General features: G+C 68.9%; 16 protein-coding genes and 1 riboswitch. Of the genes, 7 read left to right on the forward strand and 9 right to left on the reverse strand.

Features of this window, described 5'->3' with window-relative positions; all coding sequences use genetic code 11:
- Positions 1–55: 55 nt before the first annotated feature.
- On the reverse strand, positions 56–382 hold the full coding sequence (locus AC6CCG_RS20040; protein ID WP_496656391.1) for a hypothetical protein: 327 nt from the start codon (positions 380–382) through the stop codon (positions 56–58).
- Between the two features lie 113 nt (positions 383–495).
- A riboswitch (SAM riboswitch) is annotated at positions 496–608 on the forward strand.
- 213 nt (positions 609–821) lie between these two features.
- Here AC6CCG_RS20040 and AC6CCG_RS20045 point away from each other — a divergent pair.
- Both AC6CCG_RS20045 and AC6CCG_RS20050 read left to right on the forward strand, forming a co-directional pair.
- Entirely contained in the window at positions 822–1,304 is a 483-nt protein-coding gene (locus tag AC6CCG_RS20045; protein WP_496656392.1) for a cysteine dioxygenase, read from the forward strand.
- Positions 1,301–1,813 (forward strand): rhodanese-like domain-containing protein, encoded by a 513-nt coding sequence (locus tag AC6CCG_RS20050; protein WP_496656393.1) that lies wholly within the window; start codon positions 1,301–1,303, stop codon positions 1,811–1,813. The genes AC6CCG_RS20045 and AC6CCG_RS20050 overlap by 4 nt, the downstream gene beginning before the upstream one ends.
- Here AC6CCG_RS20050 and AC6CCG_RS20055 read toward each other — a convergent pair.
- The 5 genes from AC6CCG_RS20055 to AC6CCG_RS20075 form a co-directional block, all read right to left on the reverse strand.
- Positions 1,767–2,945: a DUF418 domain-containing protein gene (locus AC6CCG_RS20055; RefSeq protein ID WP_496656394.1), complete on the reverse strand. Its 1,179-nt coding sequence runs from the start codon at positions 2,943–2,945 to the stop codon at positions 1,767–1,769. The genes AC6CCG_RS20050 and AC6CCG_RS20055 overlap by 47 nt on opposite strands.
- A gap of 189 nt (positions 2,946–3,134) precedes the next feature.
- On the reverse strand, positions 3,135–4,136 hold the full coding sequence (locus tag AC6CCG_RS20060; protein ID WP_496656395.1) for a LacI family DNA-binding transcriptional regulator: 1,002 nt from the start codon (positions 4,134–4,136) through the stop codon (positions 3,135–3,137).
- A gap of 16 nt (positions 4,137–4,152) precedes the next feature.
- A complete protein-coding gene (locus AC6CCG_RS20065; protein ID WP_496656396.1) occupies positions 4,153–5,046 on the reverse strand; it encodes a carbohydrate ABC transporter permease in 894 nt (297 codons plus the stop codon).
- Positions 5,043–6,029: a carbohydrate ABC transporter permease gene (locus tag AC6CCG_RS20070; RefSeq protein WP_496656397.1), complete on the reverse strand. Its 987-nt coding sequence runs from the start codon at positions 6,027–6,029 to the stop codon at positions 5,043–5,045. Before AC6CCG_RS20070 ends, AC6CCG_RS20065 begins: the two co-directional genes overlap by 4 nt.
- Complete coding sequence (locus tag AC6CCG_RS20075; RefSeq protein WP_496656398.1) at positions 6,026–7,357, reverse strand: ABC transporter substrate-binding protein; 1,332 nt, start codon at positions 7,355–7,357, stop codon at positions 6,026–6,028. The genes AC6CCG_RS20070 and AC6CCG_RS20075 overlap by 4 nt, the downstream gene beginning before the upstream one ends.
- A gap of 519 nt (positions 7,358–7,876) precedes the next feature.
- Here AC6CCG_RS20075 and arfA point away from each other — a divergent pair.
- Genes arfA through AC6CCG_RS20095 form a run of 4 tightly spaced genes read left to right on the forward strand, consistent with a single transcriptional unit; the run spans position 7,877 to position 14,093 of the window.
- Positions 7,877–9,433 carry an arabinosylfuranosidase ArfA gene (arfA, locus tag AC6CCG_RS20080; RefSeq protein ID WP_496656399.1) on the forward strand — a complete coding sequence of 519 codons (1,557 nt, stop codon included), beginning with the start codon at positions 7,877–7,879 and terminating at the stop codon, positions 9,431–9,433.
- Positions 9,434–9,462: 29 nt separating this feature from the next.
- Positions 9,463–11,709 (forward strand): glycoside hydrolase family 43 protein, encoded by a 2,247-nt coding sequence (locus AC6CCG_RS20085; protein WP_496656400.1) that lies wholly within the window; start codon positions 9,463–9,465, stop codon positions 11,707–11,709.
- A gap of 22 nt (positions 11,710–11,731) precedes the next feature.
- A complete protein-coding gene (locus AC6CCG_RS20090) occupies positions 11,732–12,754 on the forward strand; it encodes a glycoside hydrolase family 43 protein (RefSeq protein ID WP_496656401.1) in 1,023 nt (340 codons plus the stop codon).
- Positions 12,755–12,776: 22 nt separating this feature from the next.
- Entirely contained in the window at positions 12,777–14,093 is a 1,317-nt protein-coding gene (locus tag AC6CCG_RS20095; RefSeq protein ID WP_496656402.1) for a family 43 glycosylhydrolase, read from the forward strand.
- 107 nt (positions 14,094–14,200) lie between these two features.
- On the opposite strand, the gene AC6CCG_RS20100 is transcribed toward AC6CCG_RS20095, so the two are convergent.
- The gene (locus AC6CCG_RS20100) at positions 14,201–14,527 is read right to left on the reverse strand and encodes a hypothetical protein (protein ID WP_496656403.1); all 327 of its coding nucleotides are present in this window, start codon (positions 14,525–14,527) and stop codon (positions 14,201–14,203) included.
- Between the two features lie 35 nt (positions 14,528–14,562).
- Here AC6CCG_RS20100 and AC6CCG_RS20105 point away from each other — a divergent pair, with 35 nt between their 5' ends.
- Positions 14,563–15,090 (forward strand): hypothetical protein, encoded by a 528-nt coding sequence (locus AC6CCG_RS20105; RefSeq protein ID WP_496656404.1) that lies wholly within the window; start codon positions 14,563–14,565, stop codon positions 15,088–15,090.
- Here AC6CCG_RS20105 and AC6CCG_RS20110 read toward each other — a convergent pair.
- Positions 15,063–16,298 (reverse strand): DUF418 domain-containing protein, encoded by a 1,236-nt coding sequence (locus tag AC6CCG_RS20110; RefSeq protein WP_496656405.1) that lies wholly within the window; start codon positions 16,296–16,298, stop codon positions 15,063–15,065. The genes AC6CCG_RS20105 and AC6CCG_RS20110 overlap by 28 nt on opposite strands.
- Before the next feature lie 102 nt (positions 16,299–16,400).
- On the reverse strand, positions 16,401–17,417 hold the full coding sequence (locus AC6CCG_RS20115; protein WP_496656406.1) for a LacI family DNA-binding transcriptional regulator: 1,017 nt from the start codon (positions 17,415–17,417) through the stop codon (positions 16,401–16,403).
- Between the last annotated feature and the right edge of the window lie 110 nt (positions 17,418–17,527).

Raw genomic sequence — 17,527 nt, forward strand, 5'->3', positions numbered from 1 at the left:
AGTCGGTGGAAACCTCATTGTTGGAACCGGCCCAGCACGGCGACAAACATCCCGATTAGACCACTGGCCCCGCCGTCGGCGGCGGGTCCCGATCGGACCCCGGAGCGATCACCCGGCGGACGTCACCGGCCGGCAGCCAGACCCGAGCTCGTCGCCGATCGTGCAGCTCGACCAGGACCACGGGCCGGACCCAGCGGGTGACATGGCCGCGGACCCACTCCTCCCCGTCGCGGGCCCAGACCACCCGTGCCTCCACCTCGATCCGGGTGTGGTCGGCCAGGAAACGTGCGGTCTCCCCCGGCGGCCACTCCTCGTTCTCGACCTGTTGCTGCTCCTCCGGCGAGAGCTTCTCCCACCAGAACGAGTCCCTGACGCCTGCCATCCCGTCAGTATCGAACACCTGAGCGATTTTTCCAACCTGGACCACCGTCCGTGATGTGGGACACAGTGGAACTCGGTTGAATCAGGCGCCGGTCGTCGTGGATCATCGAGGCAGGTCATGAGTGTCAGCGCCAAGCCCCGGCTCGCTGACCGGCAACCCTCGCGGAAGCGGGTGGGGTGCTCCGGGTGAGGACCTGGTCCGGCAGAGCGTCGGACAAGCCACTTCCAGAACATGCGGAGGCACGATGATGACGAAGGGAACAGCGGAACCGCTCTGGCGGGACCCCGCGGCGGCGTTCCGTTCCCGGCTCCATGTTGATCTTGCTCGGACGGCAAGCGCCGTCTGTTGTCGAATGCGCTGACCGCGTCCCTTCGACAACCCCGCCCTGCCCGGCTCGCCGTACGGCGACACGAGGCTCGGCCCTGCCCCGAGGATGATCATGTCCGATTTCGATTCCCCGAACCCTCACCTGGTCCAGCACGCCAGGATCATCGCGGCCACGCCGCGGCTCTGGCACTCCGCGGTCACCTTCGACCCGGACAGCCGCTTCCGTACCCATCTCCACTCGGCGCCCGACTACGAGGCCTGGCTGCAGACCTGGCTGCCCGGCCAGTCGACCGACTGGCACGACCACGGCGCCGGCAGCGGTGTCATCCTGGTCCTGCAGGGCACCCTGCTGGAGCACCTGGCCTGGGACGACCCGACCCGGCCGGCCCAGATCGACCCCGAGCCGATCGTGCACGAGGCCGGGCGGCCGACGGAGTTCGGCCCGTTCCACATCCACCGGCTGGTGAACAGCTCGTCCGATCCCGCGATCAGCCTGCATCTCTACCCGCCGACGCTGGTCGAGGCCAGGCGGTACGCGCGCTACGGCGATCTGCTCGACTCGGTCGACGTCCGCCTGATCGGGGCGCCGCGGTGAACCTCTCCCCCGCCGGTACGGTTCTCGATGTCGGCGTGCACGGCACGACTCTCGATGTCGGCGTGCACGGCACGACGCTCACCGCGCCACCGGTCCGGATCGCGCCGCGGCTGCCGGCGCTGACTCCGGCCGAGGCCCGGCACGCCTGGGACGCCGGCGCCACCGTGATCGATCTCCGCTCCCCGGCCGAACGCCGACGGACCGGTGAGCTGCCCGGGGCGCTGCTGCTCGGCGCCGACCAGGTGGCCGAGCTGGACCTGTCCGACGAGACGACCGTGATCCTGGTCTGCGGTGCCGGCGACCGGTCGGACCGGCTGGCCGAGGTGCTGCACCGGCGCGGCCGCGGCAACGTGACCTGGGTCAGCGGCGGCTACCGCGGCTGGCTGGAGGCGATCTGGCGGCAGTGGTCGGAGATGCTGGTCTGCGATCCGGGCACTCCGGCCGGCCGCTTCGCCCGCCTGATCACCCACCCGAGCTCGCCGGCTCGGCGACCCGGCCGGGCCGGTTGACCAGCCGGCGGAGCAACCACTCCGCCGGACCGGGCCGGTCCGCGGCCCGCAGCAGATTGGCCACGAGGGCCGCGACCAGCCAGGCGGTCAGGCCGATCAGCATCGCGCCGGCCGGGCCGACCCGGGCGCCGAAGCCGAGGAACGCGGTCGACGACACCAGGATCAGCGTCGTCTCCATGACGATGTAGCAGGTCAGCGAGCGCTGCCCGATCGCGGTCAACGGCCGGGTCCACCGGGCGGTGGCCGGGACGCGCCGTCCGATCAGCCCGAAGATCGCGGCGTACGCGAAGCCGCCGGCGAGACCGGACGTCACATGGAGCGCCTGGGCCCACCAGCCGTGCTCGGGCCCCAGCGTCCCGGTCCCGATCAGGGCCAGCGGCACCGCGCCGAGCAGCGAGACCGGCAGCCCGATCGCGACGATCCGGCGCAGCAGGCCGAGGTTGCGCTCCGGCTCCTCGAGCAGCCGGTGGCGGGCGGCCCAGGCACCGACCAGGACGGCCAGCGCGATCGGGAACAGCGTGACGTTGATGATCGCCCCGAACACCCAGCTGGTCAGCCGGTGGGCCAGGTCGGCCGGGGCGTAGCCGAGGTGCCCGAGCGCCATCGCCGGAGCGCCTTCGGTGGGACCCGCCGAGAGCGCGAAGCCGAGCAGGACCGAGGTGATCACGGCGACCCCGGCCAGCACGATGATCACCCGGCGCAACGCCCGGTCGTCGCGGACCAGGACGCCGGCCAGCAGGATCGTGATCACCCCGTACGGGGCGAGGATCTCCACCGGCGTGACCAGCAGCGCCATCCCGAGGCCGAAGATCACCATCCAACGGCCGCGCCGGCGGATCCGGGACCGGATCACGGCGTCCGGCTCGCCGCGCCGCCGCCGGCTTTCGATGATCAACACGAGGCCGTACCCGAGCAGGGCGGCGAACAAGGGGAACGACCGGCTGAAGACGAAGAAGGTCAGACCGAGATTGGCCAGCTGATCGGCCACTCCACTCGCCGGCCGGAGCCGCTCGTCGATGTTCGCCAGGTCAGGTCCGGTGATCAACAACGGCGCATGGGCCAATGCGATCAGCAGCAGCATGAAGCCGCGGGCAAGGTCCGGGGCGAGCATCCGTCCGGTTGAACTGGTCATGGCACCAGCCCAGCAGCAAAAGGGGTGTGAGGCGAGGCCCCGATCGGCCAGAACACCGGTCCGATCGTCCAGAGCTTTCGTCCCCTGACCCGACCTTGCGTGCCCTGACCCGACCTTTCGTGCCCTGAGCCTGTCGAAGGGCCAGCCACATCCGACGTTGCCCTTCGACAAGCTCAGGGAGCGTTGTGGCTAGCGGCCGATCGAGCTCTCACGCAACCGCAGGGTCCACGGCACCGCGACGGACTCGGCCGGGCGGTCCGGATCCGCGATCCGGGCCAGCAGCAGCCGCAGTGCCTCCTCGGCGAGGAACTCCAGATCGGCGGCGACGGTGGTCAGGGTCGGGTTGCCGAAGCGGCCCTCGGCGATGTCGTCGAAGCCGGCGATGGCGATCCGGCCCGGCACGTCGACCCGGGCCTCGACACAGGCGCGGACCGCGCCGATCGCCATCAGGTCGTTGAAACAGAAGACCGCGTCGGGCGGCTCCGGCAGCGCCAGCAACTGCTCCATCGCCTGCTTGCCGTCGATCCGGTCGTAGTGGGCGACTCCGATCACCAGCTCCGGCCGGTACGGCAGCCCGGCACTCGCCAACGCCTGCCGATAGCCCTCGAGCCGGACCGACGCCGTGCCGGCGACCGACTCCCGGCCGATCGCGGCGATCCTGGTCCGGCCCAGCGAGATCAGGTGATCGGTCATCGCCCGCGACGCGGCGACCGAGTCGACGGCGACATGATCGAAACCGGGCGGTACGGCCCGCTCACCGAGCAGCACCAGCGGCAGATCGTCCGCCCGGCCGGCGATCTCGTCGGCGTCGACCGCCAGCGGCGAGAAGATCATCCCGTCGATCACGTGCGACCGCATGCCGTTCAGCACCAGCCGCTCCGCCTCCGGCTCGGCCCCCGTCGCGTCCAGCAGCAGCAGCGAACCGAGCTTGGCGGCCGCCGCGCTGAACCGGGCGCCGAGCTCGGCGAAGTACGGCGAGTCCAGCTGCGGCAACGCCAGGGCGATGAAGCCGGCCCGGCCGTGCTTCAGCTGCCGCGCACTGACGTTGGGCCGGTAGCGCAGCTCCTCGATCGCGGCCTGCACCTTGGCCCGGGTGGCCGGGCTGACGTGTTCGTACTCGTTGACGACGTTCGAGGCCGTCTTGACGCTGACCCCGGCCAACTCGGCGACATCCTTCAGCCGGGCAACCATGCCACCCTCCGCGGGTTCAGCCCTTGATGCCGCTGGTGGCGACACCCTCGATCACGTAACGCTGCACGAAAGCGTACAAGATCAACACCGGGATGGCGGCGACGGTCGCACCGGCCATCACCACCGGGTAGTCGACCGCGAACGCACCGCGCAGACTGGACAGACCGGCCGGCAGCGTCATCCGTTCCGGCGAGAACAGGACGAAGATCGGCCAGACGAAGTCGTTCCAGTTGCCGAGGAACGCCAGCACACCGAGGGTGACCAGCGCCGGCCGCGAGATCGGGATCACGATCCGGGTCAGGATGGTCCAGGTGTTGGCGCCGTCGATCAGCGCGGTCTCCTCCAGCTCCCGCGGGATGGACAGGAAGAACTGGCGCAGGAAGAAGACCCCGAACGCGCCGGCGGCACCGGGCACCACCAGGGCGAACAGCGTGTCCAACCAGCCCAGGCCGTCCATCAGCAGGTAGTTCGGCATCAGGAAGATGAAGCCCGGCACGAACATGGTGCCGATCAGCACGCCGAAGATCAGGTTCCGGCCACGGAACTGCATCCGGGCCAGGGCGTACGCGGCCATCGACGAGATCGCCAGCACCAACAGGGAATGCAGTACGGCCGCGACGAGGGAGTTGAACGCCCAGAGCAGCACCGGGTTCTGATCCTGGTTGAAGATGATCTCGAACGCGCGGAGGGTGATCTCGTCCGGAACCAGCGAGATCGGGATCCGCCGGGCGTCGGCCTGGCTGCGGAACGAGGTCAGGAACATCCACAGGATCGGTGCCACGAAGATGATCGACAGCAGCACCAGGCCCACCCAGAAGACCGGGCCATTGTGTTCCCTGCGGTACGCCCGCCGATGGGTCGATGTGGGCCGCGACCGCCGCGGCGCCTCGGGTTCGACGGTCGTGGTCATGGCTTACGCTCCCTCATGGCCAGGAAGTTGATCACGGAGATGATCGCGAGACAGATCGCCAGCACGTAGCTCATCGCGGACGCGGTGCCCATCTTGAAGCCGCGCAGGCCCTCCTCGGTCATCACCATGATCGCGGTCCGGGTGCTGTCACCGGGACCGCCGTTGGTGACCAGGTAGGACTGGCCGAACATGTTGGCACTGGCCAGGATCGTCGTGGTCACGATGAAGATCATCACCATCCGCAACCCCGGCAGGGTGATGTGGATGAGCTTGTTCCAGCCGCCGGCTCCGTCGATCTCGGCGGCCTCGTACTGCTCGACCGGGATGCCCTGGATGCCGGCCAGGTAGATCACGGTGTTGAAGCCGAGCGTCCACCAGACCGTCATGCCGACCAGCGCCACCCAGGCCCAGGGCTGGGTCTGCGTCCAGCCGATCGGCTGGTACGGCGCCAACGGCAGGAACAGGTCGAAGAACCGGTAGAACAACTCGATCACGGCGTTGATCAGGCCGAAGTCGGTCTCCAGCAGGTAGTTGAACAACACGCCGATCACGGCGATGCCGAGCACGAACGGGGCGAAGATCATCGCCCGGAAGAACGTCCGGGCCGGGAACCTGCGGTTCAGCAGCAGCGCCACCGCGAGCGGGATCACGACCAGGAACGGCACGCTGGCCACGGTGAAGATCGCCGTGTTCTGCATGCCGATCCAGAAGTTCTCCGAGATCACCGACTCGGGATCGAACAGATCGAGATAGTTCTGCATCCCGATGAACGGCTTCTCCGGCAGCAGGAAGTCCCAGTCGTGCAGGCTGATCCAGACCCCGAAGATGGCCGGCCCGACCACGAACGTGAGCAGCAAGATCACGTACGGGGCACACAGCGCGTACGGAGTGAGCGGATGGTGCAACCGCAACCCTCGGCGCCGCCGGGCCGGCGAACCGTCGACCGTCCGGGACGCGTTCTGCTCCTGGACGGTCGTGCTCATCGGCCGTACTTCTTCTTGTTGGACTCGAGGATCTTGTTGCCCTTCTCGGCCGCCTTGCCCAGGGCGTCGGCGATCGGGGCGCGGCCCAGCATGGCCTCGCTGACGCCGGTGGTCCACTCGGTCATCACGTCACCGACGCCGGGGATCGGGGGGGTGAACTTGATGTAGTCGATCTCCTTGGTGAACTCCAGCACCTCGGTCTTCTCCTGGAACTCCGGCAGCTCGCGGACCGAGTTCCGGGCCGGCACCATGCCGGCGTCGGCCCAGCCGAGCGACTGCTGCGAGATCCAGTTGACGAAGAAGCGGGCCGCCTTGGCCTTGTTCTCGTCGGGCTTGGTCTGGCGCGGCAGCACGAACTGGTGCGAGCCGGCCCAGGTCGCCTGGGTGGTGCCGATCTGCGGCACCGGGGCGCAACCCCACTTGAGCTTCTTGTTCTCCTTCAGCGGGGTGACCATCCACGGGCCGTTGATCATGAACGCGCCCTTGTCACTGTTCAGCGAGACCTGATCACCGTCGCCGGCCGCGTTCTTCGGGCTGTAGCCGTTGTCGATCAAGGACTTGAGCCAGGTGATCGCCTTGATCGCCGGCTCGTCGGCGAAGCCCACCGCCGAGCCGTCGTCGGCAACCATGTAGCCGCCGTACTGATAGACGAAGGTCTGGGCCAGCAGGCCGGCGGCGCTCAGCGCGGAGACCCAGAAGCCCTGGATGCCCTTGGACTTGCACTGGTCCAAGATCGCCATGAACTCTTCTTCGTTGGTCGGCGGCTTCTCCGGGTCGGCGCCGACCTTCTCCAGCACGGTCTTGTTGTAGTAGAGCCCGGCCGGGTGGATGTCCAGCGGGATGCCGTACCGCTTGCCGTCGTAGAGACCGCCGTTCCAGGCGATCTTGGCGAAGTCGGCCTCGGTCAGCTTCAGTGCCGTGGCGACGTCGTCCAGCGGCTGGATCACGTTGCGGGCGGCATTGGTGGCCAGGTCGTCCGCGTGCATGATGCCGACGTCGGGGCCCTTGCCGCTGCTCACTGCCGCCGGCAGCTTCTGGAAGTACTCGGCCCACTCGATCGACGTCGTGGTGATCTTGATGTTCGGGTTCGCCTTGGTGAACTGATCGGTCAGCTTGCGCATGATCGGACCGTCACCGCCGGTCAGGCCGTTCCAGTACGCGAGCGTCACCGGCGGGCCGTCGTAGCCGCTGGCGCCGCCGTCGCCGCTGGCCGGCGCCTGCTGCCCGGGCCGGCCGGCCGAACCGGGGCCACAGGCGGTCAGCCCGACGGCCGCCGCGCCGAGCGCGCCGCCCAGCAGGCCGCGTCGACTGATCAGACTCCCGCTCATGCGGGGAACGGATGTACCGAACGGGGTGGCCTTCGCCATGTCTTCCTCCCTGAAGCATGTGAACCGGGCGATGATCATTGCGCGTCTCTTGCCTTGATCTGGCTCGTTGCGACGTCTGCGTGCCGGCGATCCCCGCGGCAGGCCGGCCACCAACGATCACCCGGACTTACAACGATTACTCGGGACCATACCTGGCACCCCATCCGGCCGCAACGGTCCGCGCCGACCCGCTTGGTCGCCGGATCGGGGCCGGTCGGCTGAACCGTTTCGCGCGACACACCACACCATTCCGGGTCGCTGTTGTGAAATGCGCCCTGACTAGGAGTGATATCCGCCAATCCATCGACAGGGTGCCCGCCAACGCTTCACGGGGAGGGTTTACAACGATTACGAATCGTCGCCGACAGGGCCTTCCGGGGCGTTTCGTGGAGGCGAATCCGACCTTTACAACGGTTAACCCAGGCTGTGAGAATGCGTTCCGGTGGCCGCCATCGGGCGGGCCGGGTTCGAGGAGGAACGTTGACCGATCACCAGCAGCCAGGCGGAGCCACCGGAGCACCGGTGCCGGCACGGATGAAGGTCGACCCGGACTTCCGGGTCGGCCCGCTGAACCGCCGGATCTTCGGCTCCTTCGTCGAGCATCTCGGCCGCTGCGTCTACACCGGGATCTACGAGCCCGATCACCCCACCGCCGACGAGTACGGCTTCCGTGCCGACGTGGCCGAGCTGGTCCGCGAGCTGGGTCCGACGATCATCCGCTACCCGGGCGGCAACTTCGTCTCCAACTACATGTGGGAGGACGGGGTCGGTCCGCGCGCCGAGCGGCCGGTCCGGCTCGACCTGGCCTGGAAGACGATCGAGACCAATCAGGTCGGCACCGACGAGTTCCTGCAGTGGTGCGAGCGACTCGAGCTCGAGCCGATGATGGCGGTCAACCTCGGCACCCGCGGGATCACCGAGGCCAGCGAGCTGTTGCAGTACTGCAACGCCGAGGGTGGCATCGAGCTCGCCGACCGGCGGGCCAAGAACGGGCACGCGGATCCGTACGACGTCCGGGTCTGGTGCCTGGGCAACGAGATGGACGGCCCGTGGCAGATGGGCTTCAAGACGCCGGAGGAGTACGCCCGGCTGGCCGAGGAGACCGCCCGCGCGATGAAGCGGTTCGACGAGAAGCTCGAACTGGTCGCCTGCGGCTCGTCGAACCGGTCGATGCCGACGTTCGGCAGCTGGGAACGGATCGTGCTGGACCGCTGCATCGACCTGGTCGATCACATCTCGGCGCACGCATACTACGAACCGGTCGACGGTGATCACGACTCCTTCCTGGCCAGCGCCGAGGACATGGACCGCTTCATCTCCTCGGTGGTCGCGACCGCCGATCATGTCGCGGCGGCCCGGAAGTCGGACAAGAAGATCATGATCAGCTTCGACGAGTGGAACGTCTGGTTCCAGAAGCGCTGGGAGGGCGAGCAGAAGCTCGAGATCCGGGAGACCTCGGCCCTGATCGAGGACGTCTACGACGTCGAGGACGCGGTCGTCATCGGCAGCCTGCTGATCGAGTTGATCCGGCACACCGACCGGGTCGCCATCGCCTGTCAGGCGCAGCTGGTCAACGTGATCGCGCCGATCCTGACCGCGCCGGGCGGTGCGGCCTGGCGGCAGACGATCTTCCACCCGTTCGCCCTGACGGCGAAGTACGGCCACGGCGTCGTGCTGCAGCCCGCGGTCAGCGGCCCCGGCATCGACACCCAGCGGTACGGCGAGGTCGGCGCGCTGCACGCGACCACGGTCTGGAACGCCGACGCGGGGGAGTTGGTGATCTTCGCCGCGAACCGGGACCGGGTCCGTGATCTCGACCTGACTGTCGATCTCGGCGCCTTCGCCGATCTCCGGATCATCGAGCACCTGCACATCGCCGACGACGACCGTCGCGCGTACAACTCGCCCGACCAGCCGGACCGCGTGGTCCCGAAGCCGGGCGCCTCGACTCTGACCGACGGACGGCTGACCGGCGTCCTGCCGGCCGCCTCCTGGCACTGCATCCGCATCGCCACCAGCTCACGCTCCGAGGGCTGACCCAACCCCTTTGTACGACGAGGAGATCAATGATGATCAGACCCCGCCCGATCCGTACCCTCTTGATCATGGTCGCCACGGCGGCCGTTGTCACCGGGCTCGCCCTGATCGGACCAGCAGCGTCCGGCCCGGCCGCGGCGGACGAGGCCAAGCCCGGCCGCTACACGAACGCGATCAGCGAAAGCTTCGCCGACACCTTCGCCGACCCGTCGGTGATCTTGGGCAAGGACGGCTGGTGGTACGCGTACTCCACCGCCGACCCGCTCCGCTCCGGCGACCCGTCCGGGATCATGCACATCGCGCGGACCAAGGACTGGATCTCCTGGGAATACCAGGGCACCGTCTTCAACGCGTCGAACCGGCCCTCCTGGGCGGCACCGAACTCCTTCCTGTGGGCACCGGACATCCGTTACATCCAAGGGAAGTACGTCCTCTACTACACGGTGATCGACACCGTGCTGAACCCCGGCGAGGACGAGGCGATCGGCGTCGCGACGGCGCCGACGCCGACCGGGCCGTGGCAACCCACCGACGCGCCGGTGATCGCGCCGCGGCCGCGTGACGGCACGTTCCTCGGCACCATCGACCCGGCCGGCTTCACCGACGTGAACGGCGATCAGTACCTCTACTTCGGCGGCTATCACGGCGGCATCTGGGCCAGCAAGGTCAGCGACGACGGCCTGACCGCGACCGGCGAACTGACCCAGGTCGCGATCGACAACCGCTACGAGGGCGGCTACGTCGTCCGGCGCGGCGGTTGGTACTACCTGATGGGGTCGTCGGCGAACTGCTGCGCGGGCCCGACCACCGGCTACACCGTGTTCGCGGGCCGGTCCAAGAGCCCGCTCGGCCCGTTCGTCGATGCCGACGGGATCTCGCTGCTCGATTCGCACGTCGGCGGCACGACGGTGATCACGCAGAACGGCAACCGCTGGATCGGCTCCGGCCATCACGCGATCGCCACCGACGCCGAAGGCCGGGACTGGATCGTCTACCACGCGATCGACCGGAACGAACCGTGGCTGAACAACCCGTTCGGGATCAACCGGCGGCCCATGCTGCTGGACCGGATCGACTGGATCGACGGCTGGCCGAGGACCCGCGCCGGGGCCGGGCCGAGCGACGGTCCGCAACCGGCGCCGGTGACCACCTCGGCGCTCGGGATCACGGCCGACGATCCGGCGGCGCGCGGCTTCCTCGGGTTGCGTCGCGGACCCCAGGATGATCAAGCCGGGAAGACCGCGCTGCTGGACGGCGGTGCCCGGACCAAGGCCGATGCACCACGGTCCAAGGCCCGGGTGCGGTTCGACTTCCGTACCGATGAGGAGTTCACGGTCGTGCTCGGCGGTGGCCGGGACCGCGTCGTGGTCTCGGTCGAGCCGGGCGACGAACTGCGCGTGATCGCCCGCGGGAGCACCGGGACGGCGAAGCTGACCGAGTCCGACACCTGGCGCACCGTGATCATCGAGGTCGACGGGGAACAGGTGACGGCGTCGGTCGGTGAGTCCGATCTCGCCGACCCGAGTGCCGAGGTACGGCTCACGGCGCGCGGCCTGCGGCTGCCGGCGGCCCCGGTGATCCTGGCCGGCGACGCGGTGATCGACAACCTCACCGTGCGTTCGGTCGCCGAGCAGGCGCGCAAGCTGGTGCCGACGCCGGTGGCCGGGGACCTGCTCTGGTCCGACGAGTTCGACAGCGACGCCCTCGACGGGTGGACCTGGCTCCGGCAGGATCCGGCGGCGAAGGTGACCGATGGGTCGTTCACCTGGCCGGTCCAGGCGGGCGATCTGGTCGGTACGGGCAACCAGGCCGGCGCCCTGTTGCGTACGGCTCCGCAGGGATCCTGGATCGCCGAGGCGAAGGTCGAACTCGATCTCGGTGCCGACACGGTCCGCAACTACCAGCAGGCCGGCCTGGTCGTCTACCGCAACGACAACGACCTGGCCCGGCTCTGCAGTGTGGCGATCTGGAACACCCGGCAGGTGGAGTACGGCCGCGAGCTGGTGGCGTCCGCTGACGGCCGGCTCTCGTACGGGGCGGCCATGATCGGCACCCCGGCGAAGACGACCTGGCTCCGGCTCGCGTACCACAAGAACGCGGCGGGCGAACACCTCTACCGGGCGGCCAGCTCGAGGGACGGCCAGCACTGGACCTGGGGCGCCACCTGGGCCCTGCCCGCCGGCGAGGCACCGAAGATCGGCCTGGTCGCCCACGGCGGCGCCAGCCCGGCCACCGTCGCCTCGTTCGACTACCTGCGGTTCTATGCCGTGGGCTGACGCCCGACGCGCGATCCCGGCCATGATCATCACGGGAGTGCTGATCATGGCCGGGTGCACGAACACCCCCAATCCGACCGATCCGAACCGACCGATCGACACCGAGGAGTCAACCCCCGTGGGTTTCACCAATCCGGTCTACGCCAGCAACTTCCCCGATCCGCTGATCCTGACCGGCCCGGACGGGGCCCCGAACGAGGACGGCCGGTACTGGGCCTACGCCACCAACGGCAACGGGGCCAACGTGCAGACCTTGATCAGCACCGACCTGATCACCTGGGAGCAGGGCCCGGACGCGCTGCCCGAGCTGCCGGACTGGAGCGCCCCGGGCAAGGTGTGGGCACCGGAGGTGATCAAGCATCCGGATGGCCGCTACCTGATGTACTACACGACCCGGGCGCCGGACCCGAGCCACCAGTGCGTCGGCCTGGCGATCGGGGACGCACCCGGCGGGCCGTTCGTCGATGATCATGACGGGCCGTTGATCTGCGAATCCGATCAAGGTGGCAGCATCGACGCGCATCCGTACGTCGACCGGGACGGGAATCGCTACCTGTACTGGAAGAACGACGGCAACCACGTCGGCGTGGACAGCTACATCTCGGTGCAGCGACTGGACGAGAGCGGAACCGAACTCGTCGGCGAGCCCCGGCAGCTGTTCAAGCAGGATCAGCCGTGGGAGGGACCGCTGGTCGAGGGACCGTTCCTCTGGGAACGGGACGGGACCTATTACATGTTCTACTCCGGCAACGGCTTCACCTCGCCGGACTACGCCGTCGGGATCGCCACCGCGGACAACCCGCTCGGCCCGTTCACCAAGCAACCGGAACCGATCCTGGTGAGCAACGACGTCGCCGCCGGCCCCGGCCACAACGCCTTGTTCGCCAAGGACGGCCGGGTCTGGATGGTCTATCACGGCTGGGCTCCGGACGCGGTCGGCGAATCGGTGCCGGGTCGGATGATGTGGCTCAGCGAGGTCACCTTCGGCGACGACGGCACCGTGACCGTCGAACCGCCGCGCACCGACTACCCGATCCGCCCCTGACCACGACTGCGAGGAGATGATCATGCGTATCCGTACCGCTGCCATCGCCGGTGCCGCCCTGTGCCTGGCCGCGACCCTGTTGCCGGCGAGCCCGGCGCACGCCGCCGGCACCGTCGCCCCGGCGATCCAGATCAACCACGACTTCCCCGATCCCGACATCGTCTCGGACGGCACCACCTGGCACGCCTACGCGACCAGCTCAGGAGGCAACGGCACCGTGCCGCACGCCACCGCGCCGGGCCCGGCCGGCCCGTGGACGGTCGTCGGTGACGCTCTTGATCACAAGCCGGCCTGGGCCCGGGCCAACCACGGCTTCTGGGCCCCGGACGTCTCCCAGCGGCCCGACGGCAGCTGGCTGCTCTACTTCACCGGCCGGCACACCGCCACCGGCCGGATGTGCCTGGGCGCCGCGACCGCCGCGAGCCCGAACGGCCCGTTCGTGCCGACCAGCGAGGACACCCCGCTGGTCTGCAACCCCGACGAGGGCGGCGACATCGACCCGTCCAGCTTCGTCGACAGCAACGGGAAGCGTTACCTGCTGTACAAGAACGACGGCAACGCGGTGCAGAAGCCGGCCATCCTCTGGCTGCAGGAGGTGGACGCGACCGGCCTCAACTTCATCGGCGAGCGGACCGAGCTGCTCCGCAACAGCGCGCCGACCGACCAGGGGGTGATCGAGGCGCCGACGCTGGTGAAGCGGCCCGAAGGGTACGTCCTCTTCTTCTCCGCCGGCGTCTACACGAAGGGCACCTATCACACCAGCTACGCCCGGTCGGCCACTCTGCGCGGGACCTACACCCGCGCCTATCGACCCTTGCTCACCACGGAAACCGTCGACGGGGCCGTGAACGGGCCCGGCGGGCAGGACGTGATCGACAACCGGATCTGGTTCCACGGCCACCTCGCCCAGGGCGGTCGCGGCATGTACACCGCCAAGCTCGGCTGGTTCGGCGGCAACCCGGTCATGCGCGGCTCCCGGGTCCGGTACGAGGCCGAACGCGGCAAGCTGAACGACTGTGTCGTGCGCTCGACCTCGACGGCCTCCGAGGGCGAGGTCGTCGCCAAGATCGACAACCCGACCTCCTGGGTCGAGTCCACCGTCCATGTGCCGGTCGGTGGCGACTACACCGTCCACATCAGCTACGCCGCCGGGTACGGGGACGCCAGCCACGCGATGTCGATCAACGGCGGCAAGCCGGTCACCGTGAACTACACCGATCATGGGTGGGAGAACTGGACCGAGGTGTCGGTGAATGTGCGGCTCCGGGAAGGGGCCAACACCATCCGGCTGACTCACCTCAGTCGGTGGGCCGAGATCGACCAGATCGAGGTTGCTTAGGGGTCATGCCGCGGGGCAACTGGGGATGCCAGGGCGCGGGCAACCAGTGCGCGCGGATGCTGTCGTCGAACCTCCACGGTTCGACCCCTTCACCCCCGAATCGGCATCTAGCGCTCCGCCCGCGGAGGAATAGCGACAGCTGCGTCGCCCACGGGGAGGAGCAGTCGCACGTCGTCGTAGGTGGCGTCCCGGTCCCGGAAGCCGGCGGGGAAGCGAGCCCATTCGATGAAGCCGAGGCCGCGGTAGGCGTCTTCGGCGTGCGTTCCGCCCCGGACGCCCAACTCGAGGGTCTGCGCTGACCACAGCTCGCGTGCGAAGGTGGCGCAGCCTTCGACCAGCTTCCCGCCGATCTCGGCCCGGTGTCGTTCCAGCCGGTGCCGGCGGCGGGTCAGGGTGCAGCAGCCGATCGCGGAGTCGTCCTGGTCGGTGGCCACGAGCAGCACCGAGCACGGGCAGGTAGCTTGATCACATGTCGAGGTTGACGCTGCCCTTTCACGCCCGGGGTCGGGACGGGCGGATCGTGATCACGGTGCGGGCCAACGACGATCCGTACGCGACCGGTCATGATCGCGTCGCGAGGAACTTCGATCATGAGGCGTTCAAGGGCTTTCCGGTGCTCACCGCCGAAGTCGAGTTCGCCGGTGAGGGGCCGGCCGGGTGGTTCTCCTGGATCCAGCTGATCCGGCATGTCCGCAACGGGGTGACCATCGACGAGGAGATCGACGGGCAGCCGCTGTACGTGCAGGGCTACCACCCGACGTTCGCCGACGCCCCGGCGAACCCGGATCATCTCGACCTGGACTGGCGGGCTGACGCATTCCTGATCGACATCGAGCGCCGTGAACTGTCGCCGATCGTCGGGTTCAGTTGGGGCTACCGGCGCTTCCACGACGACCGGACCGACCTGCTGCCGCTCGAGCCCGTCGACGGCGACGCCTGGCCGCGGCTCAAGCGGCGGCTCGAGCGGGACTACGACGGGTGGACCGCGGTCTCCTGAGACTGCCGGTCCGAAGATCCCGAGCTGCTGGTGATCTTGGTCCGATGGATCAGTCGGCGGAGCAGCCACTCGGCCGGGCCTCGGCGGCCGGCTCGCTCGAGCGCGACGGCGAAGGCGACCGAGAGCAGCCAGGTGATGATCGCGATCAAGGCTGCCTGCCACTGGGTCAGCCGACCGCCCAGGCCGAGTCCCCAGGCGCTGAACAGCGGGGCGAAGATCACCGATTGGAACAGGTAGCAGGACAGCGATCGCTTCCCGACGGCGGTGAGGGCGCCGACCACACGGCCGGGCCGCCGTGCCGAGGTGACCCGGGCGGCGAGGAGCGCGAAGACGGCGGCATAGCCGAGGGCGGCGAAGAGACCGGTGAGTCCGTGCAACAGGACCGGTGACCAGGACGGCAGCTCCAGCAACCGATGCTGGACGAGGACGGACGGTACGGCGCCGAGCCAGCCGACCGCGATGCCGCCCAGCGCCACCCGGACGAGCCATCGCCGGTGCCGCTCCGGGGACTCGAGGACGCCGTGCCGGGCGGCAAGGATGGCGATCAACACCGCCAGCGGCACCACCAGGCCCAGTACGCCCTGGCCGACCGTCACCGGTAGCCACAACTGGAGCCGGGGCAGTACGGAGTCGAGGTAGGGCGTGATCGCGGCCAGTTGCGGCCCGGCGAGATCCAGCCGCGTGGCCTGGGCCGGCAGGACCAATCCGGCGATCAGGGCCACGATCGCCAACAGGGCCAGGACTCCGCCGAAGCCGAGGATCCAGACGATCAAGGTACGGTCCCGGCGGCGCAGGAACACTCCGACGACGATCAGCCCGATCAGGCCGTAGGCACCGAGGACATCGGCGTACCACAGCAACGCGGCATGGACCACGCCGAACCCGATCAGCCAGCGGTGCCGCCGCCGCAGCAGTCGGCGCGCCGCCTGTTCGTCCTGTCCGCGTTGCTGTTGGCGGGTGAAGAGCTGCCAGATGCCGTACCCGAAGAGGAACGCGAACAGCGGATAGCTCCGCGCATCGACCGCGGTGATCGCGATGCTCTGCCAGACCAGGTCCGGCCCGGTGGCTCCGCTCCGATGGGCGCTGAGGCCGGAGGTGGGTGCGCCGTACAGGTGCCAGGACACGTTCGCCAGGGCGATCAGCAGCAGCATCAAGCCACGGGCGAGGTCGGGCGCGACGATCCGCCCTGACGTTGCCGGTCCGTCCATCCGAGGCCCACCCTTCCGCGACTTACGCTGTAAGCAACACTAGACTTACGACGTAAGTTCATCAAGGGCGAATGGAGAGCGATCTTCGACCGGAGGTCGAGTTCAGTCCCGAGGTGGTGGCGCGGTCGAGGACGCGATCTCGAGCCGGCAGGGAATGAGCTGCGGGGGAGGGAGGCTCCCGCCCGACACGAGTTTGATCAAGGACTCGACGCCGAGCCGGCCGAGCTCCGGTCCCGGAGAGCGCATGATCGTCAGGGCGGGGTCGCTGAGCGAGGGGAGTTCCCGGGAGGCGACCAGCGGGAGGACGGAGATCTCACCGGGGATGTCACGGCCGGTACGGCGCAGCTCGGAGACCAGGCCCAGCGACGCGTGCTCCTTCATGATCAACACCGCGGTGACCTCGGGATGATCGCGCTGCAGCCGCCCGGCCAGGTCCCGGCCGGCGGCGGCTGTCGTACCGCAGCTCAGAATGGTTGGGTCGAAGCCGTACTCCTCGGCGGCGTCACGGAAGGCGGCCTCGGTGCGCACGTACGGGCCGTAGTCGATCATGCCCGGGTCGGTACGGTCGCCGGAGATCAGCACGAGCCGGCGGTGGCCGAGTCCGTGCAGGTGCCCGACCGCCTCCCGGATGGTGGCGTCGAAGTCGATGTCGACATGCACGTACGGGGTCGGGTCGGCGGTCCGCCCGATCAGCGCGAACGGCACCCGGGACGCCTCCAGCACCGCGACCCGCGGATCGTCCAGCTGCACCTCCATCAGCAGCACCCCGTCGACCAGCCCCTCGCCGATCAGCTCCTTCAACTCGGCCGCGTCGTTGCTGACCGGCCAGAGCACCAGATGATGATCGAGCCGGGCGGCGGTGGCGGCGGCGCTGGTGAAGAACTCCAGCGACGACGAGCTCAGCTCGTGGTCCAGCGCGGGGTAGGCCATCGCCAGGATGTGGGTCCGCCGGCTGGCCAGGGCGCGGGCGACCGCGTTGCGGCGGAAGCCGAGGTCGGCCATGGCCCGCTCGATCCGGGTCCGGGTGTCCGCGGAGACCGGCTTGGTGCCGTTGACGACGAACGAGACCGTGGCGATCGAGACGCCGGCCCGGTCGGCGACGTCGCGCATCGTGACCATCCCGTTGACCTCCTGCCAGCCTTGACAGCCCCGAACTCGGCATTGCAGGATCGAACCTGCGCCCAAGTTAAGCGCTTTAATCCCTCTCCTTTCCACTCTTCCACAGATCC

It is taken from the genome of Microlunatus sp. YIM B11417 (assembly GCF_059617205.1).

What these genes read in the sequence shown, in the direction of transcription:
- AC6CCG_RS20040 (WP_496656391.1), bottom strand. Translation starts at nt 382, where the DNA reads ATGGCAGGCGTCAGGGACTCGTTCTGGTGGGAGAAGCTCTCGCCGGAG.
- AC6CCG_RS20045 (WP_496656392.1), top strand. Translation starts at nt 822, where the DNA reads ATGTCCGATTTCGATTCCCCGAACCCTCACCTGGTCCAGCACGCCAGG.
- AC6CCG_RS20055 (WP_496656394.1), bottom strand. Translation starts at nt 2,945, where the DNA reads ATGACCAGTTCAACCGGACGGATGCTCGCCCCGGACCTTGCCCGCGGC.
- AC6CCG_RS20060 (WP_496656395.1), bottom strand. Translation starts at nt 4,136, where the DNA reads ATGGTTGCCCGGCTGAAGGATGTCGCCGAGTTGGCCGGGGTCAGCGTC.
- AC6CCG_RS20065 (WP_496656396.1), bottom strand. Translation starts at nt 5,046, where the DNA reads ATGACCACGACCGTCGAACCCGAGGCGCCGCGGCGGTCGCGGCCCACA.
- AC6CCG_RS20070 (WP_496656397.1), bottom strand. Translation starts at nt 6,029, where the DNA reads ATGAGCACGACCGTCCAGGAGCAGAACGCGTCCCGGACGGTCGACGGT.
- AC6CCG_RS20075 (WP_496656398.1), bottom strand. Translation starts at nt 7,357, where the DNA reads ATGAGCGGGAGTCTGATCAGTCGACGCGGCCTGCTGGGCGGCGCGCTC.
- AC6CCG_RS20085 (WP_496656400.1), top strand. Translation starts at nt 9,463, where the DNA reads ATGATGATCAGACCCCGCCCGATCCGTACCCTCTTGATCATGGTCGCC.
- AC6CCG_RS20090 (WP_496656401.1), top strand. Translation starts at nt 11,732, where the DNA reads ATGATCATCACGGGAGTGCTGATCATGGCCGGGTGCACGAACACCCCC.
- AC6CCG_RS20095 (WP_496656402.1), top strand. Translation starts at nt 12,777, where the DNA reads ATGCGTATCCGTACCGCTGCCATCGCCGGTGCCGCCCTGTGCCTGGCC.
- AC6CCG_RS20105 (WP_496656404.1), top strand. Translation starts at nt 14,563, where the DNA reads ATGTCGAGGTTGACGCTGCCCTTTCACGCCCGGGGTCGGGACGGGCGG.
- AC6CCG_RS20110 (WP_496656405.1), bottom strand. Translation starts at nt 16,298, where the DNA reads ATGGACGGACCGGCAACGTCAGGGCGGATCGTCGCGCCCGACCTCGCC.
- AC6CCG_RS20115 (WP_496656406.1), bottom strand. Translation starts at nt 17,417, where the DNA reads ATGGTCACGATGCGCGACGTCGCCGACCGGGCCGGCGTCTCGATCGCC.